The organism is Pseudomonas sp. B14-6, assembly GCF_013260315.1.
In the GTDB taxonomy this organism is placed as follows: Bacteria; Pseudomonadota; Gammaproteobacteria; order Pseudomonadales; family Pseudomonadaceae; genus Aquipseudomonas; species Aquipseudomonas mandelii.
In genome coordinates, this window is record NZ_CP053929.1 from 6,105,184 (window position 1) to 6,127,748 (window position 22,565).

General features: G+C 60.8%; 24 protein-coding genes. 16 read left to right on the plus strand and 8 right to left on the minus strand.

Features of this window, described 5'->3' with window-relative positions:
- Nucleotides 1-80: 80 nt before the first annotated feature.
- From HP062_RS27850 to HP062_RS27870, 5 genes are all read left to right on the plus strand, one after another.
- The gene (locus HP062_RS27850) at nt 81-959 is read left to right on the plus strand and encodes an acyl-CoA dehydrogenase family protein (protein WP_172792365.1); all 879 of its coding nucleotides are present in this window, start codon (nt 81-83) and stop codon (nt 957-959) included.
- Between the two features lie 172 nt (nt 960-1,131).
- Entirely contained in the window at nt 1,132-2,226 is a 1,095-nt protein-coding gene (locus tag HP062_RS27855) for a serine hydrolase (RefSeq protein ID WP_172792366.1), read from the plus strand.
- Nucleotides 2,223-2,552, plus strand: coding sequence for an amidase (locus HP062_RS27860; protein WP_077749545.1), 330 nt, complete (start codon nt 2,223-2,225; stop codon nt 2,550-2,552). Before HP062_RS27855 ends, HP062_RS27860 begins: the two co-directional genes overlap by 4 nt.
- Before the next feature lie 105 nt (nt 2,553-2,657).
- Nucleotides 2,658-3,248: a YceI family protein gene (locus HP062_RS27865; RefSeq protein WP_010462496.1), complete on the plus strand. Its 591-nt coding sequence runs from the start codon at nt 2,658-2,660 to the stop codon at nt 3,246-3,248.
- Nucleotide 3,249: 1 nt separating this feature from the next.
- A complete protein-coding gene (locus HP062_RS27870) occupies nt 3,250-4,407 on the plus strand; it encodes a phosphatidylserine/phosphatidylglycerophosphate/cardiolipin synthase family protein (RefSeq protein WP_172792367.1) in 1,158 nt (385 codons plus the stop codon).
- 132 nt (nt 4,408-4,539) lie between these two features.
- Here the strand turns inward: HP062_RS27870 and bglX are convergent, their stop codons facing one another.
- A complete protein-coding gene (bglX, locus tag HP062_RS27875; RefSeq protein WP_077749543.1) occupies nt 4,540-6,831 on the minus strand; it encodes a beta-glucosidase BglX in 2,292 nt (763 codons plus the stop codon).
- Nucleotides 6,832-7,067: 236 nt separating this feature from the next.
- Between bglX and HP062_RS27880 the strand changes: the two genes are divergently transcribed.
- The 4 genes from HP062_RS27880 to HP062_RS27895 all read left to right on the plus strand — a co-directional run bounded on the left by HP062_RS27880 (nt 7,068) and on the right by HP062_RS27895 (nt 10,640).
- On the plus strand, nt 7,068-7,676 hold the full coding sequence (locus tag HP062_RS27880) for a LemA family protein (RefSeq protein ID WP_010462493.1): 609 nt from the start codon (nt 7,068-7,070) through the stop codon (nt 7,674-7,676).
- Nucleotides 7,677-7,710: 34 nt separating this feature from the next.
- Nucleotides 7,711-8,460 (plus strand): YgcG family protein, encoded by a 750-nt coding sequence (locus HP062_RS27885; RefSeq protein ID WP_010462491.1) that lies wholly within the window; start codon nt 7,711-7,713, stop codon nt 8,458-8,460.
- Nucleotides 8,461-8,488: 28 nt separating this feature from the next.
- Complete coding sequence (locus HP062_RS27890; RefSeq protein WP_010462489.1) at nt 8,489-9,106, plus strand: TPM domain-containing protein; 618 nt, start codon at nt 8,489-8,491, stop codon at nt 9,104-9,106.
- A gap of 319 nt (nt 9,107-9,425) precedes the next feature.
- Nucleotides 9,426-10,640, plus strand: a complete 1,215-nt coding sequence (locus HP062_RS27895) for an SAM-dependent methyltransferase (RefSeq protein ID WP_102595906.1) — start codon at nt 9,426-9,428, stop codon at nt 10,638-10,640.
- Between the two features lie 85 nt (nt 10,641-10,725).
- On the opposite strand, the gene HP062_RS27900 is transcribed toward HP062_RS27895, so the two are convergent.
- A complete protein-coding gene (locus tag HP062_RS27900; protein ID WP_077749584.1) occupies nt 10,726-11,616 on the minus strand; it encodes a DMT family transporter in 891 nt (296 codons plus the stop codon).
- Between the two features lie 278 nt (nt 11,617-11,894).
- Here HP062_RS27900 and HP062_RS27905 point away from each other — a divergent pair, with 278 nt between their 5' ends.
- From HP062_RS27905 to HP062_RS27915, 3 genes are all read left to right on the plus strand, one after another.
- A complete protein-coding gene (locus tag HP062_RS27905; RefSeq protein ID WP_102595575.1) occupies nt 11,895-12,476 on the plus strand; it encodes a DJ-1/PfpI family protein in 582 nt (193 codons plus the stop codon).
- A 14-nt stretch (nt 12,477-12,490) separates the two neighbouring features.
- A complete protein-coding gene (locus tag HP062_RS27910) occupies nt 12,491-12,796 on the plus strand; it encodes a ribbon-helix-helix domain-containing protein (protein WP_008025707.1) in 306 nt (101 codons plus the stop codon).
- A 175-nt stretch (nt 12,797-12,971) separates the two neighbouring features.
- On the plus strand, nt 12,972-13,316 hold the full coding sequence (locus HP062_RS27915) for a YegP family protein (protein ID WP_010462476.1): 345 nt from the start codon (nt 12,972-12,974) through the stop codon (nt 13,314-13,316).
- Nucleotides 13,317-13,460: 144 nt separating this feature from the next.
- Here the strand turns inward: HP062_RS27915 and HP062_RS27920 are convergent, their stop codons facing one another.
- Together HP062_RS27920 and HP062_RS27925 are read right to left on the minus strand one after the other, a co-directional pair.
- Nucleotides 13,461-14,348: a dihydrodipicolinate synthase family protein gene (locus tag HP062_RS27920; protein ID WP_172792368.1), complete on the minus strand. Its 888-nt coding sequence runs from the start codon at nt 14,346-14,348 to the stop codon at nt 13,461-13,463.
- A gap of 29 nt (nt 14,349-14,377) precedes the next feature.
- On the minus strand, nt 14,378-15,160 hold the full coding sequence (locus tag HP062_RS27925; RefSeq protein ID WP_010462472.1) for an aldolase: 783 nt from the start codon (nt 15,158-15,160) through the stop codon (nt 14,378-14,380).
- Nucleotides 15,161-15,269: 109 nt separating this feature from the next.
- Between HP062_RS27925 and HP062_RS27930 the strand changes: the two genes are divergently transcribed.
- The gene (locus tag HP062_RS27930) at nt 15,270-15,812 is read left to right on the plus strand and encodes a helix-turn-helix domain-containing protein (protein ID WP_077749587.1); all 543 of its coding nucleotides are present in this window, start codon (nt 15,270-15,272) and stop codon (nt 15,810-15,812) included.
- A gap of 150 nt (nt 15,813-15,962) precedes the next feature.
- Here HP062_RS27930 and HP062_RS27935 read toward each other — a convergent pair whose 3' ends face one another.
- On the minus strand, nt 15,963-16,982 hold the full coding sequence (locus tag HP062_RS27935; protein ID WP_077749588.1) for a DUF4917 family protein: 1,020 nt from the start codon (nt 16,980-16,982) through the stop codon (nt 15,963-15,965).
- A 155-nt stretch (nt 16,983-17,137) separates the two neighbouring features.
- On the opposite strand from HP062_RS27935, the gene yiaY reads away from it, so the two are divergent.
- On the plus strand, nt 17,138-18,286 hold the full coding sequence (yiaY, locus tag HP062_RS27940; RefSeq protein ID WP_172792369.1) for an L-threonine dehydrogenase: 1,149 nt from the start codon (nt 17,138-17,140) through the stop codon (nt 18,284-18,286).
- Here yiaY and HP062_RS27945 read toward each other — a convergent pair.
- Complete coding sequence (locus tag HP062_RS27945; protein ID WP_172792370.1) at nt 18,283-19,449, minus strand: multidrug effflux MFS transporter; 1,167 nt, start codon at nt 19,447-19,449, stop codon at nt 18,283-18,285. The two genes, yiaY and HP062_RS27945, sit on opposite strands and share 4 nt — an antisense overlap.
- 18 nt (nt 19,450-19,467) lie before the next feature.
- Nucleotides 19,468-20,700, minus strand: a complete 1,233-nt coding sequence (locus tag HP062_RS27950; RefSeq protein WP_083374850.1) for an aminotransferase class I/II-fold pyridoxal phosphate-dependent enzyme — start codon at nt 20,698-20,700, stop codon at nt 19,468-19,470.
- A gap of 136 nt (nt 20,701-20,836) precedes the next feature.
- Here HP062_RS27950 and HP062_RS31360 point away from each other — a divergent pair, with 136 nt between their 5' ends.
- Nucleotides 20,837-21,097: a hypothetical protein gene (locus tag HP062_RS31360; protein WP_172790560.1), complete on the plus strand. Its 261-nt coding sequence runs from the start codon at nt 20,837-20,839 to the stop codon at nt 21,095-21,097.
- On the opposite strand, the gene HP062_RS27960 is transcribed toward HP062_RS31360, so the two are convergent.
- The gene (locus HP062_RS27960; RefSeq protein ID WP_145307430.1) at nt 21,052-21,540 is read right to left on the minus strand and encodes a DMT family transporter; all 489 of its coding nucleotides are present in this window, start codon (nt 21,538-21,540) and stop codon (nt 21,052-21,054) included. The two genes, HP062_RS31360 and HP062_RS27960, sit on opposite strands and share 46 nt — an antisense overlap.
- 77 nt (nt 21,541-21,617) lie before the next feature.
- On the opposite strand from HP062_RS27960, the gene HP062_RS27965 reads away from it, so the two are divergent.
- Complete coding sequence (locus HP062_RS27965; RefSeq protein WP_077749594.1) at nt 21,618-22,559, plus strand: LysR substrate-binding domain-containing protein; 942 nt, start codon at nt 21,618-21,620, stop codon at nt 22,557-22,559.
- Nucleotides 22,560-22,565: the final 6 nt, after the last annotated feature.

Consider the following 22,565-nt stretch of genomic DNA (forward strand, 5'->3'; position numbering starts at 1 on the left):
CAAAGTCAGGCTATGTAGCCCCGGTGTCATCGCCATGAAGCTTTGGTGATGCTTACATGACAGCCCACAAGGAGCCTCTTATGCCCTGGCAAAACCTGTTGAATCGCCGCGATCGCCTGCCCGTCAACCCGGACCTGGCGGAGGGGTTCGCGACCTTGTTGCACACGTTGGGCACGGTCACGCCATTGGAACTGGCGGTGGTCGGCGGGCGTTTGATGTCGACGCCGGGGCTGGCGTTTCTGGTGGGCTATCAGGCGGCGCTGCGCATGCTCTGGCCGAGCGCGCCGCTGAGCCTCGGCGCGTTGTGTGCCACCGAACAGCGCAGTCTGCGGGTGGCGGACATGCAGACGCGTCTGAGCGATTTACGCGTGAGTGGGCGCAAGGATTTCGTCACCGCTGGCGATGCGGCCGACTGGCTGCTGGTTGCCGCGCGCAGTGAAGCGTCCGGCGAAACGCCGCGCTTGAGTCTGGCGGTGGTCTATCCCGATGAACCGGGCGTGCGCCTGGAAAAACTCCCGGCCATCGCGCTGATGCCGGACATCAGCCACGGTCGGTTGTTTCTGGACAACGTCCAGTGCGAACTACTCGCGGGGGATGGCTGGGATGCCTACGTCAAACCGTTCCGCACGCTGGAAGACATCTATGTATTGAGCGCGATGACCGCGTGGCTGTATGGGGTGGGGCAGGACAGTGACTGGCCGCAGGCCCTGCAATTGCGGTTGCTGGCGCTGCTGGCCGGGTGCGCGGAAGTCAGCCGGCAGGCGCCGAACAATCTGGCCGGGCATGTGCTGCTGGGGGGATTGTTTGCGCAATTCGAGGGGCTCAAGGCTGAGCTGAACGAGGCTCTGGCTGATGGCCCGCAGCACTGGGCGGCGATGTGGCAGCGTGATCAGAGTGTGATGGATCTGGCGGCGGGGGCCAGAGGCAAGCGATTGGCCAAGGCATTGGCGGCGATCTGACAGGCCTCTTCGCGGGCAAGTCGGATCGCCGCACCGCTCGCTCCTATATTGGATCGCGAACTCCTGTAGGAGCGAGGCTTGCCAGCGAAGGCGGCCGCATAGGCGACACACATTCCAAAACTGTCATCAACCTCGACTAGGCTCAGCAAGCCCACCCCGCCGAGCCCCCGCCATGTTCAAAGGCTTGCCCCTGATTTTCACGCTGCTGCTCTGCCTCACGGCCCACGCCGAAACCTGGCCCGCCGAGCAATGGGCGACCGGCCCGAACGTCTCCGGCCCCGCACTTCAAGCCCTGGAGACTTACGCCTTTCCACCTCGCGATGACACCACTCGAAAAGGCATCCGCACCGATGCCTTGCTGGTAATCCGCGACGGCCAACTGATCTACGAACGCTACGCCGGCCCGACCACGGCCGACACCGCGCACCTGACCTGGTCCATCAGCAAAAGCCTGATGGCCACGGTCCTGGGTGTGGCCTATGGCGAGGGCCTTTTCAAACTTGAGGACCCAGCGGTGCGGTTTTACCCGCCGTTGGCGAAACACCCGGCAATGACCCTGGCCGACCTGTTGCACTGGGCTTCAGGCCTGGACTGGCAGGAAGACTACGAATACGCCCCGTTGAAGTCCTCGGTGGTCGCCATGCTCTACACCCTGGGTCATCACGACATGGCGGCGTTCACCGCTGATCACGCTGAGTACGCCAAACCAGGCCAGGCCTTTCGGTACTCCAGTGGCGACAGCAATCTGCTGGCCGCCGCGCTGAAAACCATCGTCGGTCCGGCCCGTTACCCGGACTATCCATGGACATCATTGTTCGAGCCGCTAGGGATTCGCCATGCCGTCTGGGAAACCGATGCCACGGGCACTTTCGTCGCGTCCTCTTATGCCTACCTCACCGCCCGGGACCTGGCGCGCGTCGGCCTGCTGATGGCGCGTGACGGTCGTTGGGGTGATCGACAGCTGCTGCCCAAAGACTGGGTCGCCTTCAACCGCGAACCCTTCGCCCGTTATCAAGCCAATCAGGATGATGCGGTCCCCGGCGGTCATTGGTGGCTCAATCGCGCGGTGGAGGGCGCTGCCCGACCCTGGCCGGATGCTCCGGCCGACACCTTTGCCGCTTTGGGCCATTGGGGGCAGGCGATGTACGTGATTCCCGGCGAACAGCTGGTGATCGTGCGCTACGGCGATGACCGCGACGAGATCTATCAGCACAACGAATTGCTCAAGCTCGCGCTCAAGGCCTTTGCCGGGAAGGTGCAGCCATGAACCGCCACCGTTTTGTTCGTCGCCGACCGTTTAGCGCGCTGATGTTAGTAGCGCTGATAGCTTTGCTCGGCTGGATCTGGCAGGAGCGAGTGGCGTTGCGGGCGTTCCCCGACATCATCAGCGGCTACACCGCCAAGGAATATTGCTCGTGCCGGTACGTGATGAAGAACGACGCCGAGTATTGCCACCGCTACGTGAAGCAGTGGTTGCCCACCAGCGGTTTCACCGAAGACCCCGCCAGCCAGCGCGTGACCGTCAGCGGCATGGGCCGCAGCAACAGCGCGCAATGGATCGGCGAACACCAAGGCTGCCGCCTGCAACCCTGAACACGCTGGAATTACTTGTGGTGCAGGGCTGTTGTGGCATTAGAGTTTGCAACCTGCCTCAGGGCGGTTAAGGTTCGCTCAGGTTTATTTGCCCCATGAGTCTCTATGTTCAAGCGGTCCCTTTCCAAAACCCTCGCCTTCCTGCTTCTGGCCGGCGCTTCGTTGTCGGCCGAGGCCAATTGGTATCTCGATGGCGAGTCCTCTCGGCTGTCCTTCATCAGCACCAAAAACGCCAACATTTCCGAAGTGCAGCGCTTCCTGGTGTTGCACGGCAAAGTCAGCCCCAAGGGCCTGGCCGAGGTGGAAGTCGAGATGGAGTCGGTGAACAGCGGCATCCCGCTGCGCGACGAACGCATGCGCAAGGAACTGTTTGAGATCCAGACCTTCCCTGAAGCGCTGATCACCGCGCAGATCGATCTGCGCCCGATTAGCGATCTCGCGCCCGGTGCCCAACTGGAGCTGCGCTTGCCGCTGACCGTCAACCTTCACGGTAAAACCCACGAATACAACGCCGAACTGCTGGCGACCCGTCTTGATGACCGGCGCTTCCAGGTGGTGACCCTCGAGCCGATTATCATCAATGCCGAAGACTTCGATCTGGCACCGGGCCTGGAAAGTTTGCGCAAGGTCGCTGGATTGTCGGCCATCAGTCTGTCGGTGCCGGTGGGTGCGGTACTGATTTTCACGGCGCGCTGACATGGCCGGTGCAATCTTTCCCTGGCGGGCAGGCAACCACTTTGAACTGCTGATCGACGGCCCGGAGTTTTTCCCGCGCATGTTGGTCGCGATTGCCCGCGCCGAAGAACAGGTCGAGCTGGAGTTGTATCTGGTGGAAGCGGGCGCCTGTGCCGAGGCCATGGTGCAGGCGTTGGTGCAGGCCGCCGAGCGCGGCGTGCGTGTGCGCTGTCTGTTCGATGACTACGGCAGCCTCGCGTTCACCCTGACCTTGCGTCAGCGCCTGATGGCGGCGGGGGTGGAACTGCGTTTCTACAATCGCCTGAGCTGGCGACGCTGGGTCGGTAACTTTTATCGCGATCACCGCAAGCTGTTGCTGGTCGATCAGACTCTGGCGGTGGTCGGCGGCACGGGCGTCACGGACGAGTTCTGGACGCCGGGCGAAGACACCAGCGAATGGCATGAAGTGATGGTGGAAATCACCGGCCCCTTGGTCATCGACTGGCAGCTGCTGTTCGACCGGCAATGGATCGCCAACCGCCATCGCCGCGCCTGGAGACCTGCGGCGCACTTCGGCCTGCCGCGTCTGCCACGGGTGCCGTCCATGGGCGAAGGGATGGGGCGGGTGGCCTATGCCGACGCCCGCCAGCACCGCGACATCCTGCAATCGCTGATTCGAGCGCTGAACAGCGGTCAGCGGCGGGTCTGGCTGGCCACGCCGTACTTTCTGCCGACCTGGAAAGTCCGCCGTTCATTGCGCAGGGCTGCCGGCCGAGGCGTCGATGTGCGTCTGCTGCTGACCGGGCCACGCACCGATCACCCGTCGGTGCGCTACGCCGGGCATCGTTATTACCCGCGATTGCTCAAGTCCGGGGTGAAGATCTTCGAATACCAGCCGTGTTTCCTGCACCTGAAAATGGTCTTGATCGATGACTGGGTGAGCATCGGCTCATGCAATTTCGATCACTGGAATCTGCGCTTCAATCTGGAAGCCAACCTTGAAGCGCTGGACCCAGGGTTGACGCGTGCGGTAGTGGCGAGTTTCGAGAAGGACTTTGCGCAGAGCCAGGAAGTGAGCCTGGAGGCATGGCAACGCCGGCCACTGTGGCGGCGGGTCAAGCAAAGGGTTTGGGGATGGGTGGATCGGCTGGTGGTGAATCTGCTGGATCGACGCGGATAGTCGTCACACCCAAAATCACTGTGGGAGCGAGCCTGCTCGCGATGGCGGTGTAACAGCCAACAAAAATGTTGAATGTTATGCCCTCATCGCGAGCAGGCTCGCTCCCACAGGATTATTGCGGTGTGTCAGGGGTTACAGCAATTCAAAGCTCTGCTGCGTCACGTCCTGGGAATCCAGGCCGATCTGCACGTTGAACTTGCCTGGCTCCGCTGCGTATTTGAGCTGGGCATTGAAGAACTTCAGGTCGTCTTCGGTGATGGTGAAGTGCACGACTTTCTGTTCGCCGGCCTTCAGCGTGATTTTCTGGAAGTTCTTCAGTTCCTTGACGGGGCGGATCATCGAGCCGGTCACGTCCTGGATGTACAGCTGCACCACGGTTTCGCCGTCGCGCTTGCCGGTGTTTTTCACCATGACGCTGGCGTCGAGCTTGCCGGTCTTGTTCAGCGTGGTCGACGACAAGGCCATGTCGCTCAGGCTGAAATCGGTGTAGCTCAGGCCGAAACCGAACGGAAACAGCGGGCCGGTGGTGTCATCGAAATACTGCGAGGTGTAGTTGCCCGGTTTGCCCGGCGTGAACGGCCGGCCAATGCTCAGGTGGTTGTAGTAGGTCGGAATCTGGCCCACCGAACGCGGGAAGGTGATCGGCAGTTTGCCCGATGGGTTGTAGTCGCCGAACAGCACGTCCGCGATGGCGTTGCCGCCTTCGGTGCCGCTGAACCAGGTTTCCAGAATCGCGTCAGCCTGTTCCTTCTCTTCGAGAATCGACAGCGGGCGGCCGTTCATCAACACCAGCACCAGCGGTTTGCCGGTGGCTTTCAGCGCCTTGATCAGGTCGCGCTGGTTGGCCGGGATGTTCAGGTCGGTGCGGCTCGACGATTCGTGGGACATGCCACGGGACTCGCCGACAGCGGCAACCACGACATCAGCGTCTTTGGCGGCCTTCACCGCTTCGTCGATCAGCACTTGGGCGGAACGCGGATCATCCACCACTTCCGGGGCATCGAAGTTGAGGAAGTTCAGGTAATCCAGCACTTTCTTGTCGCTGGTGATATTGGCGCCACGGGCGTAGATCAGCTTCGATTTGTCTGAAACAGCGGCGTTCATGCCGTCGAACAAGGTGACCGATTGAGCCGGACGGCCAGCGGCGGCCCAGCTGCCCATCATGTCGATTGGCGCCTTGGCCAACGGACCGACCAGCACGATCTTCGCGGTTTTCTTCAGCGGCAGGGTCTCGCCCTGGTTCTTCAGCAACACCAGGCTGCGGCGCGCGACGTCACGGGCCTCAGCGCGGTGCAGACGGCTTTCGGCGTAGGTGTCGGCCGGATCGTCTTCAGCCTTGCCGATGCGCAGGTACGGGTCCTTGAACAGGCCCATGTCGTACTTGGCGGCGAGCACTTCGCGGACGGCGTTATCGATGTCTTTCTGTTCGATCTCGCCGGCCTTCAACAGTCCCGGCAGCTCTTTGCCGTACAGGGTGTCGTTCATGCTCATGTCGATGCCGGCCTTGATCGCCAGCTTCGCGGCTTCGCGACCGTCACGAGCGACGCCATGCTTGATCAGCTCGAAAATCGCCCCGTGGTCACTGACCGCCAGGCCCTTGAAGCCCCAATCCTTGCGCAGCAGGTCGTTCATCAGCCAGGTGTTGGCGGTGGCTGGCACGCCGTTGATCGAGTTCAGCGCAACCATTACGCCACCCGCGCCCGCATCGATGGCGGCGCGGTACGGTGGCAGGTAGTCCTGGTACATTTTGACCGGGCTCATGTCGACGACGTTGTAGTCGCGACCGCCCTCGACCGCACCGTACAGGGCAAAGTGCTTGACGCTGGCCATGATGCTATCGGCCGCGTTCGCGCCGGTGCCCTGGAAGGCCCGGACCATGACGCCGGCAATGCGCGACACCAGGTACGTGTCTTCGCCGAAGCCTTCGGAGGTGCGGCCCCAACGTGGGTCACGGGAAATGTCGACCATCGGCGCGAACGTGATGTCGAGGCTGTCTGCCGCGGCTTCCTTGGCGGCGATGCGCCCGGACAGACCGATGGCGTCCATGTCCCAGCTCGAGGCCAGGGCAATCGGGATTGGGAAAATCGTGCGGTGACCGTGGATCACGTCATAGGCGAAGAACATCGGGATCTTCAACCGGCTGCGCATGGCCGCGTCCTGCATCGGACGGTTTTCCGCGCGCGTGATCGAATTGAAGGTACCGCCGATGTTGCCGGCGGCGATTTCCTTGCGGATCATCTCCCGAGGCATCTCAGGGCCGATGCTGATCAGGCGCAACTGGCCGATCTTTTCATCGAGGGTCATTTGTTTCATCAGGTCAGTGATGAAAGCGTCCTTGTTCTCCAAAGGTGCGGGCGTCGTGGCGGCCAATACGGTATGACTGGCCAGGCTGACGAACAGGCCCAGCAAACACAGCTTCTTCATGAATAGTTTTCTCAAAGGCCTAAACGGCAGTGAATACGCGCCGATCAGCCAAAATTTAGGGAGCGACTATTGTTGTTCAGGTAAATGCAGCACACTTCTGCAGCGTTTGGCGCTGGGGCATCTTTTAGCCCATTGGCTCGATGCAATCCAGTGGCGGGGGCAGATTATGCCCCAAGAGACCGCTCAGAAGGTCGCTGGTTGTTTTTCAACGGAAGGTGCAAGGGAGCGTCAACCAGATGAATGTACGACACCACACTCGGTCGAGCCTGCAGGTTGCAGCCTTGATGTTGCTCACCACGCTGCTGGCGGGCTGCGGCATCAACAACATTCCTACCCTCGACGAACAGGCCAAGGCTGCCTGGGGCCAGGTGCAGAACCAGTACCAGCGCCGCGCCGACCTGATCCCCAACCTGGTGGAAACCGTCAAGGGCTACGCCAAACATGAGGAAGAAACCCTGACCGCGGTGATCGAAGCCCGAGCCAAGGCGACCTCGATCCAGGTGGATGCCAGCACCCTGGACAACCCGGAAAAACTCAAGCAGTTCCAGCAGGCGCAGGATCAGCTGACCGGCGCCTTGAGCCGTTTGATGGTGGTGTCCGAACGTTACCCGGACCTCAAGGCCAACCAGAATTTCCTTGCGTTGCAATCGCAGCTCGAGGGCACCGAGAATCGCATCGCCGTGGCGCGTCGCGACTTTATCCTCGCGGTGCAGAAGTACAACACCGAAATCCGCACCTTCCCGGGTCGCCTGTGGCACACGGTGATGTACAGCGATTTGCCGATCCGCGAAACCTTCGAGGCCACCAGCCCCGATGCCGAAAAAGCGCCAGAAGTGAAGTTCTGATCGGCTTGACGCGTCACCACGGATGAGGTTGCCAATGCGCGTGTTGAAAGTGGGCCTGGTGCTGGTGCTGTGGGTGTTTGCCCTGACAGCCCAGGCCGAGTTGAAGTTTCCGCAGCTGACCGGACGGGTGGTGGATAACGCCCAGATGATCGAGCCGTCGGTTCGTGAGCAACTGACGCAGCAGCTCCAGGCCCATGAAAAAGCCACGGGCGAGCAGTTGGTCGTGGTGACGTTGCCGAACTTGCAGGGCACCGACATTGCCGATTTCGGCTATCAGCTGGGGCGCTACTGGGGCATCGGCCAGAAGGATAAAAACACCGGCGCGTTGCTGATCGTTGCGCGCGATGATCGTAAATTGCGCATCGAAGTCGGTTACGGCCTGGAAGATCGCCTGACCGATGCGCAGAGCTCGGTGATCATCAACCAGGTGATCACGCCAGCGTTCAAGACCGGCAACTTCAGCAAGGGCATCAGCGACGGGGTCGCCGCGATGCTGGTGGTGCTGGGCGGCAATCCGCTGGATGAACCGTCGACGGTCTATGAGCCGAGAGGGGATGAGGGCGACGATTTCGTATCCCGCCATCCGGGCGTGTTCGTGTTCCTGGTGTTGCTGTTCATCCTGACGATTTTCGTCTGCCAGATGCTCGGTATCCTGCCCAGCGGTGGCGGTGGTCGAGGCAGTTCAGGGGGCGGTTTCGGCGGTGGAGGTTTCGGCGGCGGTGGCGGGGGCTTCAGCGGGGGTGGCGGCAGTTTCGGGGGCGGCGGTTCGTCGGGCGGCTGGTGAGCATAATAATGAATGGGCACTTTTAGACATGGCATTACTGACTGAACACGAACAACGCAAAGTCGCCGAGGCGATTGCCCGGGTCGAGCGCGACACCGACGCCGAACTGGTGACGGTGCTCGCGGCCCGCGCCGACGACTACGCGTACATCCCGCTGCTCTGGGCCAGCCTGCTGGCGCTGGTGGTGCCGGGTATCGTGCATTACCTGACAGGCTGGCTGACCCTGCACAGTTTGCTGCTGGTGCAATGGATCACGTTCATCGTGCTGTGCCTGGTGTTCCGGATTCCGAAAGTCACCACCCACCTGATCCCGCGCTCGGTGCGGCATTGGCGAGCGTCAAATCTGGCGCGCCGGCAGTTTCTGGAGCAGAACCTGCACCACACGGTGGGCAGCACCGGGATGCTGATTTTTGTCTGCGAAGCTGAGCGGTACGTGGAAATTCTGGTGGATGAAGGGATTTCCAAGCGGCTGGACAACAAGAACTGGGACGCGATCGTTGCGGCGTTTACTCAACAGGTGAAGCAGGGCCAGACGTTGCAGGGGTTTGTGACGTGCGTCGAGGCGTGCGGCGAGCTGCTCAAGGTGCATGTGCCGGTGACGCACGTGCGCAATGAGTTGCCGAATCGGTTAGTGGTGTTGGGCTGATTTCACTTCTGGAATTGATACACCTTCTGTGGGGAGAGGGCTTTTGTGGTGAGGGAGCTTGCTCCCGCTGGGGCGCGAAGCGGCCCCCCAAACCAGCCAATGCGGTCATTCAGATAAACACGGTTGCAGGGGGTAGGGCTGCTTCGCAGCCCAGCGGGAGCAAGCTCCCTCGCCACACAATCCCACACAATCCCACTCAACCCAGTAGCGTTTTTGCTTCGGGTTTCGCACCGTTCGGGAAATTACCCGTGCCCTCGTATGCCATCCCCCCTAAAATACCCGCCATTCCCGATCCGCTCCGCCCGAGGCCGTTTTTTCCATGTCTGTCACCGCCACTCCCGCCAGCCTCGCGCCGGATCACCACGCCCAGTTCATCGACCTGCTGCAAACCAGCCTCGACCAGAATGCCTTCATCAAACTGGTCCTGGCCAAGTACGTCGGCACCGAAGCCGATTTGCAGCGGTTGATCATCAAGCAACTGACGGTCAAGGATCAGGCCTGCCTGTCCTTCGTCTACCGCTACAAGACCCGCGACATCACCAAGAACCTGCCGCTTGCCGAGGGCGTCGCGACCATCGGCGCGCTGTTGCCGGCCTCGTTCAAAAATGCGCATTTACTGTCGCTGACTGACGAAGCCCAGCTCGAATACAGCAAAAAGGGCAAGTCTTCGCTGTTCAAGAGCAAACCTCAGCAATTGCGTGAAGTGCCGTCCGCCGAGCATAACCGCGAGAAGAACCGTTTCCTCGACCTGAACCGGCCGTTCCTCGCTGACCTCGGCGTGACAAACAGCAAGCACGAGCTGATCCCGGCGATGTCGCGCAAGTGGAAGCAGATCAACAAGTTCATCGAAGTCTTCAGCCATGCGCTGACCACCTCGCCCTTGGCCCTGGATAAGCCGGTACAGGTGGCGGATTTCGGTTCGGGCAAGGGATACCTGACCTTTGCGATCCACGACTATCTGCGCAACACCTTGAAGGCCGAAGCCGTGGTGACCGGCGTCGAGTTGCGCGAAGAAATGGTCAACCTGTGCAATGCCGCTGCCGCCAAGCTTGAGCATCCGGGGCTGGTGTTCAAGTGCGGTGACGTGCGAAGCGTCGCGCCGAGCGAGCTGGACGTGATGATCGCGCTGCACGCCTGTGACATCGCCACCGACTACGCGATTCACACCGGCATCCGCTCCGGCGCCTCGATCATCATGTGCTCGCCGTGCTGCCACAAACAGATCCGCCTGCAAATCCAGAGCCCGGCGCTGCTCAAGCCGATGCTGCAATACGGTCTGCACCTGGGCCAGCAAGCGGAAATGGTCACCGACAGCCTGCGAGCGCTGTTCCTGGAAGCCTGTGGTTATGAAACCAAGGTGTTCGAGTTCATCTCACTGGACCACACCAACAAGAACAAGATGATTTTGGCGGTCAAACGCGCCGAGCCGGTCGACCCGGCCCAGCTGTTGGTGAAGATCCAGGAGCTGAAGGATTTCTACCACATCAGCGAACATTGCCTGGAAACCCTGCTGCGCGCCGACGGCTACCTCTAAAACACCGCATGACCCTGTAGGAGCCAGGCTTGCCGGCGAAGGCGATAGTGCCGACGCCTTCGCCGGCAAGCCTGGCTCCTACAGGTCACGTAGTGGCAATGCGGGCGGGTTTGATGGCGGTCTTGCGTCCGAGCATCACCGTCACGATCACCCCGGCGGCAAACAGCCAGGTGATCGGCTCGATATGTTCACCAAAGAACAGCGCCGAAAACGCGATGGTGAAGAAGATCTGCAACAGCTGGATCTGACTGACTCGGGCAATGCCGCCCATCGCCAACCCGGCGTACCAGGCAAAGAACCCGATGAACTGCGAGAACAGCGAAACATAACCAAACGCCCACCAAGTCTTGGCGGATATTTCGCCCTGGTGTTGCAGCGCCAAATAGACCACCGGTCCGATCAGCAGCGGCGTCGATAACACCAGCGCCCAGCAGATCACCTGCCAGCCGCCCATCTCCTTGGCCAACCGGCCGCCCTCGGCATAACCCAGGCCGCCCACGGCAATCGCCCCGAGCATCAGCAAATCACCGGCCTGAATACTGCCGGCCCCGCTGATCAGCGCATAACCCAACACCAGCGCACTGCCCAACGCCGCGCAGGCCCAGAAGGCTTTCGACGGTCGTTCGTGGGACAACCACGCGGCGTAAAGCGCGACGCACAGCGGCTGCAAACCGTTGACCAGTGCGCCGTGGGAGGCCGGCAAGGTTTGCATGGCCCAGGCCGACAACACCGGAAAACCGAGGATCACGCCTGCGATCACCAGTGTCAGGCCTTTGACCTGTTTCCAGGTTGGCCATTTTTCCCGGCGCCACAGCAACAACATCGCCGCCGGCACCGCCGCAAACAACGCCCGGCCCAGGCCGTTGAGCAGCGGATGAAGTTCCTGCACGACGATCCGCGTGAAGGGCAAGGTGAGGCTGAAGATCACAACGCCGAGCAGGCCGAGGGCCATGCCGGTGTTTTCGCGCGAGGACATGATGGGGGACCAGAATGTTAGGTGGCGGGAAGAGACTTCATCTAGCCATAAACCACGGGGATCGCGCTGTTACAGATAGGCGCAGAGTTATCCGTACAGTTGAAGGGCGCCTTCGCGGGCAAGCCTCGCTCCTACAGGTATGGTGGTGCCTTTGTAGGAGCGAGGCTTGCCCGCGAAGAACGATAACGCGGTTTTCAGGTAGTAGCTGGTTATTACCCGACCCGCTGGATAAGGACTACCTTGAATACTCCTATGCATTTCCCAGAGGAGTCCTCCCCATGGCTGCCAAGAAAATTCTGATGCTGGTCGGCGATTACGTCGAAGACTACGAAGTGATGGTGCCTTTCCAGGCGCTGCTGATGGTCGGCCACACGGTGCACGCCGTTTGCCCGGACAAATCCGACGGCCAGACTGTGCGCACGGCGATTCACGACTTCGAAGGCGACCAGACCTACAGCGAAAAACCCGGTCACTTGTTTGCCCTGAACTTCGATTTCGCCAAAGTCGCTGAATCCGACTACGACGCGCTGCTGATCCCCGGCGGTCGTGCGCCGGAATACCTGCGCCTGAACGAAAAAGTCCTGGAGCTGGTGCGCGCATTCGACAAGGCCGGCAAACCGATCGCTGCCGTGTGTCACGGTGCGCAACTGCTCGCGGCAGCTGGAGTTCTCGAAGGTCGCGAGTGCAGCGCTTACCCGGCCTGCGCGCCGGAAGTGCGTCTGGCCGGCGGTACGTTCATCGATATTCCGGTGACGGAAGGCCACGTACAAGGCAATCTGGCCACTGCGCCCGCCTGGCCGGCGCACCCGAGCTGGCTCGCCGGTTTCCTTGGGTTGCTGGGCACCAAAATCACGCTGTAACGAGGGGCTTTTCCATGTGCGAGCTGTACGTCAAAGCTGATCCGATTCTCTATGAATCGCGCTCCCGCTCGCTGCGCATCTGCGGGGTGGTCACCACCCTGCGCCTGGAGAATCAGTTCTGGGACATCCTCAGCGAAATCGCCGAGGTCGACGGCATGACCACCAACCAGTTGATCGCCAAGCTGTATGAAGAGGTGATGGACTACCGCGGCGAAGTGGTGAATTTCGCCTCGTTCTTGCGGGTGAGTTGTACGCGGTATCTGAGTCAGCGACGGGTACAGGCGCCGGAGTTGTCGGTGGTGCGGGCGGTGGTGAAATAGGGTTGGTTTTGCGCTGGCCTTACCGGCCCCATCGCGAGCAGGCTCGCTCCCACGGGGGAACGCATTCCAATGTGGAAGCGAGCCTGCTCGCGATGGCGGTGTTACAGGCGACAGATGTCCCGGGCTGGTCTTTACTCTGAAGCGCGAGACCACTCAATCGCCAAGGAGAAAGAGCATGTCCGGATGGTACGAAGTGAGCAAAAGCAGCAACGGTCAGTTCAAGTTTGTACTGAAAGCCGCCAACGCCGAAACCATTCTGACCAGCGAGCTGTACACCACTCGCGGTGCTGCCGACAACGGCATTGCTTCGGTGCAGAAGAACAGCCCGCTGGATGAGCGCTACGAAAAGAAAACCACCAAGGATGGCCATCCTTACTTCAATCTCAAGGCCGGTAACCACGAGATCATCGGCAGCAGCGAGACCTACTCTTCCGCTGGTGCGATGGATAAAGGCATCGCCAGCGTCAAGGCCAACGGGCCGACCACCGTGATCAAGGACAAGACCTTGCCGGTGCTTTGATCGCTCCCTTCAGGACCAACACAATTCCCCCCGTAGGAGCGAACCTGCTCGCGATAGCGGCTTAACATTCGACGAAGATGTTGAATGTCAGTCCGCCATCGCGAGCAGGCTCACTCCCACATGGGTTTTGTGTGCGGCTTGAGATCAACGCAAGGCTTTCAGCAAGTCTTGCAACTGGCTGATCCCGGCCTCGCCGAGTGGAAACACCGGCAACCGCGGATCGCCCACTTCCAGCCCGGTCGCACGCAGCCCCGCCTTGATCGTCGCCGGCAAGCCACCCTTGAGGATGAAGTCCAGCAGCGGCAACTGGCGATAGAACAGTTCACGCGCCTTGCCCAGGTCGTTCGCCAGCACCGCGTCATACAGATCCAGATTGAGCTGCGGAATCAGGTTCGGCGCCGCTGTGCACCAACCTTTCGCACCCGCCGCGAACGCTTCCAGCGCCAGCGGGTTGCAGCCGTTGTAGAACGGCACCCGGCCTTCGCCAAGCAGTTGCAGCTTGTGCATGCGCTGGATGTCGCCGGTGCTCTCCTTGACCATGGTCACGTTCTCCACGGCGTTGACGATCCGCAGGATCAGCTCCACCGACATGTCGGTGCCGCTGGTGGCCGGGTTGTTATAGAGCATGATCGGGACGCCGATGCTGTCGCCGATGGCGCGGTAGTGGGCGAGGATTTCCGCTTCGCTGAGTTTCCAGTAGGACGTCGGCAGCACCATCACCACATCGGCGCCATGGGCTTCGGCGAAACGGGCGCGGCGCACGGCTTTGGCGGTGGTCAGGTCGGACACACTGACGATGGTCGGCACGCGCTTGGCCACATGCTTGATGCTGAATTCGCTGACCTGATCCCACTCCGCATCGCTCAGGTAAGCGCCTTCGCCGGTGCTGCCCAGTGGCGCGATGGCGTGGACGCCGCCGTCGATCAAGCGGTCAATGGAACGCCCGAGTGCGTCGAGATCGACGCCTTCGCCATTGGCGGTGAACGGGGTGATGGTGTAGCCGATGATGCCGTGAATGGTGGGGGTCGACATGTTGTGTCTCCTTCAGGAAATGGGTGGGTTCAGTTCAGGCAATCGGCGTGTTGACGCAGGTGCTGCCGGGCGTAGTAGTTGAACGCGGCGCCGTGGCGCTTGGGTTTCGAGATCCAGTCATGGGCTTCGCGGCCCAGGTCCGGCAGGATCGGTTTGATGGTCCCGGCACTCATCGCCAGCAGTTGCAGCTTTGCGGCACGCTCGATCAGCTGAGCAATGACACAGGCTTCTTCGATGGTCGTGCCGGTGGACAACTGGCCGTGGTGCGACAGCAGGATGGCCCGTTTGTCGCCCAGTGCGCCGGCGATCAAATCACCTTCTTCGTTGCCCACCGGTACACCCGGCCAGCCTTCGAGAAACGCGCAATCGTCGTAGAGCGGGCAGAGGTCCATGTGGGAAATCTGCAGCGGCACTTCGAGCATCGACAGCGCCGCGACGTGGGTCGGGTGCGTGTGAATGATGCAGTTCACGTCGGGCCGGGCGCGGTACACCCAACTGTGGAAACGGTTGGCCGGGTTGGGCATGCCGTGGCCTTCGAGCACTTCCAGGTCTTCGTTGACCAGCAGCAGATTGCTCGCTGTGATCTCGTCGAAACCCAGGCCCAGTTGTTGAGTGTAATAGGTGCCAGGCTGAGGGCCACGGGCGGTGATTTGCCCGGCCAGGCCGGAGTCGTGACCATTTTCAAATAGAATCCGGCAGGTCAGGGCCAGCTTTTGCCGGTCGGTCCACGTATTATCCGCCAGGGTGTTTTGCATCTGGGTCAACGCTTGCTTGACCAATTGCTCTTTGGGTAATGCTAAGGTCTTGGCCATCTCGGTGTCCTTGGGGTGGTTCATGCAAATGACACAGCAGAGGCTATATGACACTTTGTGTCATAGACAAGGGCAAATCGTCGCCTCCTTGATGGATTAATCGTTCTTCATGTCTATCCGTTTGAAATTACTTAGAAAAAAACTTGGCGTGACGCTGGAGGCCCTGGCCGAAAAATCCGGCATGACCAAGAGCTATCTGTCGAAAGTCGAGCGCGGGCTGAATACGCCGTCGATCGCGGCTGCCCTGAAACTGGCCAAGGCGCTGAACGTGAAGGTCGAGGAGTTGTTCTCCGAAGACAACATCAGCCTCGACAGCTACAGCCTGGTGCGCAGCGACGAGCGCCAGTCCCTGGCGGCCAACGATGAAAGCCCCGGCTACGCGGTGCTGGCCCACCAGGTCAGCGAGCGCAGCCTGCTGCCGTTCATGATTTATCCGCCGACAGAATTCGCGGACAAAACCTTCAAGGAACACGTGGGGGAAGAGTTTCTGTTCGTCCACGAAGGGCAGGTGGAAGTGGACTTCATGAACGAGCGCGTGCTGCTCAATCGCGGGGATGCGCTGCACTTCAATGCGCAGAAACCGCACCGGATTCGCTCAGTGGGGGAGGCTCAGGCGCAGTTGCTGGTGGTGGTGCATAGCGCTGAGGAATGAAGTTGCGGTGCTGTTGTGGCGAGGGAGCTTGCTCCCGCTCGGCTGCGAAGCAGTCGTAAAACCTGACAATGCGTTTTCTCTGAAAGAATGCAGGGGCCGCTTCGCAGCCCAGCGGGAGCAAGCTCCCTTGCCACAGGTTCGGTGTTCGCTTCAGACCTCGACGGGAACTGTGAGCTTCGGGCTGCCGAGCGCATGGGTCTTCGAATCAAAAAACCGCAGTTCTGACCCCGTTCCCTCAAACACCTTCGTGTAATGCCGCTTCTGATGCTGGATAAACGCCTTGCTGCGCGGGTAAATCGAGATTGCCACTACCTTGGGTTTCGCCTGGCGCAACGCATGGATGATGTGGCTGTCCTGCTCGCCCAAGGCATGCCCGAACAGGCATAACCCCTCACCATGGCTCAGCAACTGGTCATAGCAAAACGACAGATAATCCGAGCTGCGAATGGTCTTGAGCTTGTCCTGCGCCGGCCCTTCGTTGACGAACAGCGGCACATCGTCCAGCGTCTTGATGGTGTTGTTGATGGCGAAACTGCCCAGCAATGTGCCCTCCGTCGACATCAGCTTGCGCGCCGTGCCGTCCTGATTGCGCACCAGGTGCAAGCCACCGTGCAGGTACAACAAACGGGTTTTATCGGTCGCCGTGGCGCTCAAATCAAAACCCGGTTCGGCGCCCTGGAACAGATCGGTGATGGCATCCGGCTGATGCTGGATCGCCCAATAGTTGAGCAAGTCGTAATTGGTGGTGAACACCGTTCGATAGCGTCCCAGTTCCTGACTGATCGTCGCCAGGGTCGAGGGCACCACAAGCCGCCACGGGATGTGCACCGCGTGGACTGTGTTGATCAGCGCTTCCTTGATCGCGTAGTAACGATTACGCGGCGCAGCGGAGCTGACGGCCAGGGCCTTGTTGACCCGGCTGGTGATTTTCAGCGCGCTCAGCACCTGTTCGAAACTGCGGGTCTGCATGGCGTCGAACACGCTCAGCTCGGACTGGCTCAGGGGTTTTTCTTCGACGGTGCGGGCATTTTCGAACAGCGAGTCGTAGCCGAAGTCGTCCCACACCGCACGGCTGGCGCCGTTGCCGACCAGCAAACCGCTGAACGAGGCGGTGGCGCGCAAGGCGTTCCAGTCTTCAAGTTGGGCATCAACATCCTGGAAATCGGTCATTGCGGTCAAAGTCTCAAAGCAAAAGGTCTGATGGGCGGCGACTTTATCACGACCGGGACTTGAGCCAGATCAAGTTACTGCCTGCCCGAAGCGTCGATCCTGTGCGCACCCGCCGGATCGGCACCACCGATTCGGCCTAGCCAGGAGAATCGCTCATGAGCAGCACGTTTTTCATTCCCGCCGTTAACATCATGGGCAATGACTGCCTGGACGAAGCCATGGTTGCCATTGGCAAATACGGCTTTCGCAAGGCGCTGATCGTCACCGACACCGGGCTGGCCAAGGCCGGTGTGGCGAAGATGATTGCTGAAAAACTGGCAATGCAGGACATCGACTCGGTGATCTTCGACGGCGCCAAACCGAATCCGAGCATGGCCAACGTCGAGCGCGGCCTGGGCCTGCTCAAGGAAAGTCGCTGTGATTTTGTGGTGTCGCTCGGCGGCGGTTCGCCCCATGACTGCGCCAAGGGCATCGCGTTGTGTGCGACCAACGGCGGGGAGATCCGCGACTACGAAGGCGTCGACCGATCGACCCAACCGCAATTGCCGCTGATCGCGATCAATACCACCGCCGGCACGGCCAGCGAAATGACCCGTTTTTGTATCATCACCGACGAATCGCGCCACGTGAAAATGGCCATCGTCGACCGCAACGTCACGCCGTTGCTGTCGGTCAACGACCCGGCGCTGATGGTCGCCATGCCCAAGGGATTGACCGCCGCCACCGGCATGGACGCGCTGACTCATGCCATCGAAGCCTACGTGTCCACCGCCGCCAATCCGATTACCGATGCCTGCGCACTGAAAGCCATCACCTTGATCAGCAGCAACCTGCGTCTGGCCGTGCGCAATGGCAGCGACATGGCGGCACGGGAAAACATGGCTTACGCACAGTTTCTCGCCGGCATGGCGTTCAACAACGCCTCCCTGGGATTTGTCCACGCCATGGCTCACCAGTTGGGCGGGTTCTATGACTTGCCGCATGGCGTATGCAACGCGGTGCTGCTGCCCCACGTGCAGAGTTTCAATGCGCAGGTCTGCGCCCCGCGCCTGACCGATGTGGCCCACGCGATGGGCGCCGATATCCGTGGCTTAAGCCCGGAAGAGGGCGCTCAAGCGGCCATCACGGCGATCCGCAGCCTGTCCAGCGACATCGAGATTCCCGCCGGTTTGCGTGAACTCGGCGCCAAGCTCAACGACATCCCGACGCTCGCGACCAACGCGCTGAAAGACGCGTGCGGCCTGACTAATCCACGGGCGGCGGATCAGCGCCAGATCGAGGAGATTTTCCGCAGCGCGTTCTAGTCGGTTTGCCGGCCGGGCGCGAGCCTCACGCACACCATCGCGCCCAAGGCCAGCAAGGTGCAAAACAGGGACAGTGGCCATGCTTGCTGGCTTGCGATCAGACTGGCAATCGCGCCGATGATGGCGGCCATCAGCTGGTGGATGAAACCACTCAACGCCATCGCATAAGCCCCGCCGACCGGCGAGCCGTCGTTGGCCAGGGACAGGCTGATCGGGTAGTTCAAAGACTGCCCGAACACGGCAAAGCAGTATGGCAACCAGAGCAGCAGCGCAATGGAAGTGCCCGCGATGCTCCCCAGCAACATCACCGCGCTACCGCCCAATACCAGGCCCACGCCCGCCGTCATCAGCCAGCGTTGACCGGTGCGAAGCACGAAGGCATTGACCCCCAACGCCCCCAGGAAATACGCCGCGCTGATCGGCCAGCCCAACAGCCCGTATTCCACGGCCGACCAGTTGAAGGGGCCTTGCAGAATCAGCGGCGCTGCGGTGTTGAACGCAATGATCACCCCATAACCGAGGCCGCCGGCGAGTGCCGGCAGCAGGAAGGCGCGATCACGCAAAATGCGCCAGTAACTCGGCCAGGCGGATGACTGAACAGGCTCCTCGTTCAGCAACGGGAACGTGACCCGCACCACCGCCATCGCCATCAACAGACTCGCGCCACCCAACAGATAGAAAATCGCCGGCCAGCCCAGCGCCACCTGAATGATCGACCCCAGGTACTGGCCGATCCCCAGCGCCACTACAAACGAAATCGAGATCCAGGACAGCGCCTTGGCCAGCAGGTCACCGCGGAAACTGTCGCGGATCAATACCCGCGCCATGACCGAAATCCCGCTGGCACCCATCCCCTGGACCAGACGCCAGAACAGGAACGTTTCAAGCGACTGGCTCAAGGGCAGGGCAAGGTTACCCAGCCCGTAGATACCGAGTGCGGCGAGCAACACCGGCTTTCGGCCAATGCGCTGCCCCAGGCTGCCCCAGAACAACATCGGCAGCGCCATGCCGATCAGGTACACGGCCAACCCCCAGGACACCTGCGAGGCGTCGGCTGACAGACCCCGGGCAATGTCCGGCAACGCCGGCAGGTAAATGCTCATGCCCAGTTGGGCGAGAAACACCGTGCTGCAGGTGACGAGGAGGGTGGTGCTGCTCTTCATGGGGTCTTCCTTGGGTTTCTAGCTGAGGTCCCGGGTGTGTGCGGGTAAAAGCTCGGTGACGAGTTCACAGAAATGGCGTATCAGCATCGGCTCCATGTCGGCGCGCAAGGTGATTCTGATCGCAGCCTTGCCTTGTTCGACCACGGGGAAAAAGACTGTCGAGGTAAAGAAACCGAGATTGGCCAATTCGATGGCAATACGGTTGGCCAGCGTCGCTTCACCGCAGTGGATCAAGCGGATGGCCATGTTACTGCCCTGTTGTGCGGTTCGTATCAGGCTGTCAAAGAGCCGGATATTAGCCTGAAGTTTTTCCTGTAGCGCGACGAATGCCGGCGTGCGATGCAACTGGATGGAGGCCCTTCCCGCACCGATGGCCGCGCTGTTCAGACTTTGCGACCAATTGCTGGGGCCGCCATAACGTTGAATCAGTTTTTTCTGCCGTTCATTGCCCAGCATCACCAGCCCGCCGCTGGCGCCAAATGACTTGGCCAATGAGGCGACGATCAAGGCGTCATCGTCCAGAGCCTGCAACCTTGGGCGTACCAGACCGGCCCCGCAAGTGCCAACGGCGGACAGTGCGTGGGAATCGTCGAGATAGAGAAAAAGGCCATAGCGATCCCTCAAGTACAACAGACCGTCCATGTCGGCGACTCCGCCCATGCTGTACGCGCCGTCGGCAACATACGCGACCCTGTTGTGGTGCTGGCACTGCGTTTCGAGGAAGTCCATGTCGTTGTGCGGACTGGTCACGACCTTGGTTTCGTCGGCGCAGGCGGCTTTGAGGTGATTCATCGAGTAGTGTGCCAACCGGTCAAATACCATCACCGGTGGCTGGTTCTCGGTAAATACGCCACTGGCCAGCAGCGGCAGGATGCCGGCACTCGCCGCGCTGCACGATAAGGTGCTTAGGCACGTGGCGCCGAACAGTGCCGAGAGCTCGGTTTCGTACAGCTCCAGGATCGCCAGTTTGCAGCGGTTTTTCGAGTTGGCGACGCGCAAGGTACCGGTTTCCCACAAGGTGGTCATGGCACCGTCGAGCAAATCGGGATGGTGATCCAGGCCCAGGTAGGAGGTGGTGCAGAAGTGATGAAAGGCGCGCCCATGTTGGTCAACCATGCGGTTGCTGCTTCTGATGTCGACGTTCAATCCCGCGACTTTCCCTGCTTCCGCAGTGTCCCAGCTGTGGTCCGCCAACGAGATCAGTTTTCTATAGTTGGTGAAAGTGTTTGTAGTGTGTGTTGTCGGGTCCATTTGAGGTGTCTGTCCTTGAGTGATGAAATCGTCCGTGTGTTTCCAGACTTTACAGACAGCGGCGGGGGCATTGAATCGGCCGTTTCCTGTTCGGTTGAGTGTTACAAGAGATTTATGTGTAGGGCGACGCCCTGCGATGCTGTGGGCCAAAACCGGGCTATCCCGCCGACTCAGCCGAACTGAAGTCATCGAGCTGGTCAAGCAACTGGCGACCAGCGCCGACGTGCTGATCGAAAACCTGCGCCCCGGCGCCCTGGCAATGATCACTGATGTCCTGCGGGAGCGATCCGCGCCACGCCGCCGATCGGGTGGGAGCGAGCCTGCTCGCGAAAGCAGCCTGACAGTCCCCGCTCAACCCGCCGCCACCAACCCCTTCCCTGGCGCCGCACTGAACTGAATCAACGCGACCCCGGCGATCAACAACACCGCCCCCAACACCCGCGGCAACGTCATCTGTCGTTCCACCAACCCAAACCACCCGAAGTGATCCAGCACCAGCGAAGCCACCACCTGTCCCGCCAGCGCCAACGCAATAAACCCCGACGCCCCCAGCTTGGGCAGCAGCATCAGCGCCAACGAAATAAAACACACCCCAAACGCACCCCCCGCCCACATCCACAACGGCGCCTTGCTGATGAACGCCAGTGACGGCAACGGCAAGCGCATTGCCAACATGATCGGCAACAACACGACGATACTCACCAGCAACGACGCAAGCGTTGCCCACAACGGATGGCCCAACCCACGCGTGAGGTTGGCGTTGATCGCGCTCTGAAACGGCACCACCGCCCCGGCAACCACGGCCAGCAGCAACAGCCCGGCCCAATGCAATGTACTCATGATCATTCTCCAACAGGTTTTGCTGGACTCTAGAGTATTCGTCGCGCAGATTTAAATTCCGAATTGCTATCCAGAACATGCATCAGATGAATGATCTTCGGCGTATCGACCTCAACTTGCTGGTGATCCTCGACGCCTTGCTCAGCGAGCAGCACGTCACGCGCGCGGCGCAGCGCTTACACCTGAGTCAGCCGGCGGTCAGTCATGCTCTGGCGCGGTTACGCGACTTGCTGGGAGACCCTTTGCTGGTGCGCGCGGGTGCCACGCTCGTACCCACGCCGCGAGCCATGGAATTGATCGCACCCTTGGCCGAAGCACTCGCTCAGGTGCAATCCCTGCTGGCCCCGAACGCTTTCGACCCGGCCACGGCCAAGCGCACGTTTCGTCTGGCAATGTCCGACTATGGCGCCGCCATCGTCCTGCCAGGGCTGATTCGCACCTTGCGCCGGGAAGCGCCGGGCATCGACCTGCAAATCAGTCACGCCAGCCGCGAAGGCATGCTCGACGCAGTACTTAATGGCGACATCGACCTGGCAGCAGGTGTCTTCCCTGAACTGCCAAACGAGCTGCGCAGCACGCCACTCTTCGAAGAGCACTACGCCTGCCTGGTCGACCGCAACAGCCTGCCTGCCAATGGCGTACTCGACCTGCCGACCTACCTCGCACGGCCACACGTCCTGCTGGAAATGCGCGGCAGCGGCACGCCTGAAATCGAGCGGGCGCTGACGGCGTTACGTGAACGCCGTCGCGTCGCGATCAGCCTGCCGCACTGGAGCGTCGCCCCGGAATTAATCAGTGGCACGGACCTGATTCTTACCGTGGCTTCACGTGGGCTGCGCGAGATTGATGAGCGCTCGCTGGTCGTAGTTGCGCCGCCGTTTCATATTCCGTCGTTTACGTTTGTGTTGGTCTGGCACACACGGCGGGGCGGGGATCAGGCGTTGAACTGGTTGAATGGGCGGATTGGGGAGGGGATAGTGCATAGCGACCTGACTACAGGCCCATCAAATAACCGTTGAGGTAAA

Excerpts from the sequence above, each read along its gene's own strand:
- HP062_RS27850 (WP_172792365.1), top strand. The coding sequence starts at position 81 with ATGCCCTGGCAAAACCTGTTGAATCGCCGCGATCGCCTGCCCGTCAAC.
- HP062_RS27855 (WP_172792366.1), top strand. The coding sequence starts at position 1,132 with ATGTTCAAAGGCTTGCCCCTGATTTTCACGCTGCTGCTCTGCCTCACG.
- HP062_RS27860 (WP_077749545.1), top strand. The coding sequence starts at position 2,223 with ATGAACCGCCACCGTTTTGTTCGTCGCCGACCGTTTAGCGCGCTGATG.
- HP062_RS27865 (WP_010462496.1), top strand. The coding sequence starts at position 2,658 with ATGTTCAAGCGGTCCCTTTCCAAAACCCTCGCCTTCCTGCTTCTGGCC.
- HP062_RS27870 (WP_172792367.1), top strand. The coding sequence starts at position 3,250 with ATGGCCGGTGCAATCTTTCCCTGGCGGGCAGGCAACCACTTTGAACTG.
- bglX (WP_077749543.1), bottom strand. The coding sequence starts at position 6,831 with ATGAAGAAGCTGTGTTTGCTGGGCCTGTTCGTCAGCCTGGCCAGTCAT.
- HP062_RS27880 (WP_010462493.1), top strand. The coding sequence starts at position 7,068 with ATGAATGTACGACACCACACTCGGTCGAGCCTGCAGGTTGCAGCCTTG.
- HP062_RS27885 (WP_010462491.1), top strand. The coding sequence starts at position 7,711 with ATGCGCGTGTTGAAAGTGGGCCTGGTGCTGGTGCTGTGGGTGTTTGCC.
- HP062_RS27890 (WP_010462489.1), top strand. The coding sequence starts at position 8,489 with ATGGCATTACTGACTGAACACGAACAACGCAAAGTCGCCGAGGCGATT.
- HP062_RS27895 (WP_102595906.1), top strand. The coding sequence starts at position 9,426 with ATGTCTGTCACCGCCACTCCCGCCAGCCTCGCGCCGGATCACCACGCC.
- HP062_RS27900 (WP_077749584.1), bottom strand. The coding sequence starts at position 11,616 with ATGTCCTCGCGCGAAAACACCGGCATGGCCCTCGGCCTGCTCGGCGTT.
- HP062_RS27905 (WP_102595575.1), top strand. The coding sequence starts at position 11,895 with ATGGCTGCCAAGAAAATTCTGATGCTGGTCGGCGATTACGTCGAAGAC.
- HP062_RS27910 (WP_008025707.1), top strand. The coding sequence starts at position 12,491 with ATGTGCGAGCTGTACGTCAAAGCTGATCCGATTCTCTATGAATCGCGC.
- HP062_RS27915 (WP_010462476.1), top strand. The coding sequence starts at position 12,972 with ATGTCCGGATGGTACGAAGTGAGCAAAAGCAGCAACGGTCAGTTCAAG.
- HP062_RS27920 (WP_172792368.1), bottom strand. The coding sequence starts at position 14,348 with ATGTCGACCCCCACCATTCACGGCATCATCGGCTACACCATCACCCCG.
- HP062_RS27925 (WP_010462472.1), bottom strand. The coding sequence starts at position 15,160 with ATGGCCAAGACCTTAGCATTACCCAAAGAGCAATTGGTCAAGCAAGCG.
- HP062_RS27930 (WP_077749587.1), top strand. The coding sequence starts at position 15,270 with ATGTCTATCCGTTTGAAATTACTTAGAAAAAAACTTGGCGTGACGCTG.
- HP062_RS27935 (WP_077749588.1), bottom strand. The coding sequence starts at position 16,982 with ATGACCGATTTCCAGGATGTTGATGCCCAACTTGAAGACTGGAACGCC.
- yiaY (WP_172792369.1), top strand. The coding sequence starts at position 17,138 with ATGAGCAGCACGTTTTTCATTCCCGCCGTTAACATCATGGGCAATGAC.
- HP062_RS27945 (WP_172792370.1), bottom strand. The coding sequence starts at position 19,449 with ATGAAGAGCAGCACCACCCTCCTCGTCACCTGCAGCACGGTGTTTCTC.
- HP062_RS27950 (WP_083374850.1), bottom strand. The coding sequence starts at position 20,700 with ATGGACCCGACAACACACACTACAAACACTTTCACCAACTATAGAAAA.
- HP062_RS31360 (WP_172790560.1), top strand. The coding sequence starts at position 20,837 with ATGCTGTGGGCCAAAACCGGGCTATCCCGCCGACTCAGCCGAACTGAA.
- HP062_RS27960 (WP_145307430.1), bottom strand. The coding sequence starts at position 21,540 with ATGAGTACATTGCATTGGGCCGGGCTGTTGCTGCTGGCCGTGGTTGCC.
- HP062_RS27965 (WP_077749594.1), top strand. The coding sequence starts at position 21,618 with ATGCATCAGATGAATGATCTTCGGCGTATCGACCTCAACTTGCTGGTG.